This window comes from Skermanella sp. (assembly GCF_059503625.1).
Genome location: NZ_JCACHA010000543.1, coordinates 1 through 2,041 on the forward strand (window position 1 = coordinate 1; position 2,041 = coordinate 2,041).

3 protein-coding genes are annotated in these 2,041 nt (G+C 66.8%); all 3 read left to right on the top strand.

Features of this window, described 5'->3' with window-relative positions:
- Window positions 1-514, top strand: a 514-nt coding sequence (locus tag AC5JJ6_RS11555; RefSeq protein ID WP_496042171.1) for a hypothetical protein, incomplete at its 5' end; no start/stop codon positions are given.
- A gap of 117 nt (window positions 515-631) precedes the next feature.
- Window positions 632-937 (top strand): hypothetical protein, encoded by a 306-nt coding sequence (locus AC5JJ6_RS11560; RefSeq protein WP_496042172.1) that lies wholly within the window; start codon window positions 632-634, stop codon window positions 935-937.
- A 50-nt stretch (window positions 938-987) separates the two neighbouring features.
- The coding region (locus AC5JJ6_RS11565; RefSeq protein WP_496042173.1) for a cation:proton antiporter at window positions 988-2,041 on the top strand (1,054 nt) is incomplete at its 3' end.

Here is a 2,041-nt window from a genome sequence, read left to right on the forward strand (position 1 = left end):
CCATATCCGCGAAACGCTGCCGGAAACCGAGCGCGAGCGCCTGTTCCGGTCGCTCAACGCATCGCTCCGCATCGTGCGCGAAAAGGACCGGCGCGGCATCCTGGTGGAATGGTCGCGCGAGGGGCCGTCCGGCATGGTGATCTGGGACGAGCAGGGCCACTGGAAAGGCGTGCCGGAGCGCATCGAAGCCGCACTCTACGGACAAGGAGGCGGCGTCAGGCCGACGCCGCCGAAGGCGGCGGCTGCGGAGCCCTCCGCTCCGGTAACCGATGCGGCGGCCGGCGCTCCGCAGGCTGATGCCGCACGAGGTCCGCAGGACAACGTGCTGACATTCTACAGTCCTACGGAAGCCGTATCCTGGGCGGTGGAGCAGGGCGCTTTCACCGACACGTTCGAAGCGGAAATCGCCTACGAGCAGTTGAGGGGCGAGATGAAGCCCCGCAATGCCAAGGAAATGTATATCGCGTGGATCGGGTTCGTCAGGAAACAGAAACCGCAGCGCCGGCGGGCATAGATCGAACGGAGGGAGACGGCCGGAACCGTTCTCCCAAAGTGTAGTATCCCCTTGAGAAGGAGAGAGCCGAGCACGAGGGCTGTTGGACGGCGGTCACGATGAGTGGGATCGAGTTTGATGAAAATGTCCATCATGGTTGCCGCCGCCACAGTCCTTCTGAGCGCCTGCGCGCAGCAGCAGGCCACCGGACCGGCTGGGACTCAGCAGCCGCCAAGCGCCTTCCAGTCCGTTGGCTCCTGCGAGCCGACCGCTTGGGCCGGTCTTCAGCAGGATGCGCGGAATCTTCCGCCGGACCAGCGCCAGCGGGTCATGGGCCTGCTTCAGGATGCCCAAAGCCAGCATGCGGAAGCTAACCAGGGCCGATGCATCATGACGCTTCAGCAGGCGGAAAGGATTGTCCGTCAGGGAATCGGTACGTCCTGAACGACCGGGCGAGGACGACCGGCCTGACCTGAAGCGATCCTGAGACCGGCATGGCGATATTCGAGATCCTTCTTGGCCTGATGGGGGCCTGCGTCGCTCTGGCGCTGGTCGCCCGGCGTCTGAGCGTGCCGCCGGCCGTCGTGCTGGTGGCGGGCGGCATGGCCCTGGCGCTGGTTCCCGGACTGCCGGCCGTGCATCTGGACCCGCAGCTTGCCCTGGTCCTGTTCCTGCCGCCGCTTCTCCAGGCGAGCGCCTACCGGACGGACTGGCCGGCGTTCCGCTCGAACCTGAGGCCGATCCTGTTGCTGGCGCTCGGCGCCGTGCTGTTTACCGCCGCGGTCGTCGCGGTCACGGCCAAGTGGCTGGTGCCCGAGCTGCCCTGGGCCGCGGCCCTCACGCTGGGAGCCATCGTCGCTCCGCCCGACGCCGTCGCCGCCGCGTCGGTGTTGAAGAACTTCCGTCTGCCCAAGCGCCTGGTCGTCGTGCTGGAGGGGGAAAGCCTGCTCAACGACGCCTCGTCCCTGGTGCTTTACCGCTTCGCCATCGGCGCCACACTGGCGGGGGAAGTCTCCATCGGCGAAGCATCCCTGTCGTTCCTGACCTCCGCCGCCGGGGGCATGGTGGTCGGCTATGTCGTGGGCCGGATCGCCATGTGGATATTCGCCCACCTCGAAGACACCCTGCTCGACATCCTGGTTTCGTTCCTGGCCGGCTTCGCGGCCTATCTGGCGGCCGAGCACGTCCACGTCTCCGGCGTGCTGGCTGCCGTGGTCTGCGGGCTGGTGCTGGGCCAGCAGCAGCATGCGGCGTTCACCGCCCGAACGCGCCTGGAGATGATGGCGGTATGGGGCTTCGTGGAGTTCGTGCTGACGGCGCTGGTATTCGTCCTGATCGGGCTGCAACTGCGCGACATCCTCGGACGGCTGGAGGAGTACGATCCCGTTCGGCTTGCAAGCCTTGGGCTCGCGGTTTCGGCGGCGCTGATCCTGTCCCGCTTCATCTGGGTGTTTCCGGCGACCTGGATACCGCGCGCACTGTCGCCGGCGCTGAGGGAGCGAGATCCCATGCCGCCGTGGAGCCATCCGACGATACTTTCCTGGGCTG

Bases quoted from the DNA above. Each gene is read 5' to 3' on its own strand.
- AC5JJ6_RS11560 (WP_496042172.1), top strand. From the start codon at position 632: ATGAAAATGTCCATCATGGTTGCCGCCGCCACAGTCCTTCTGAGCGCC.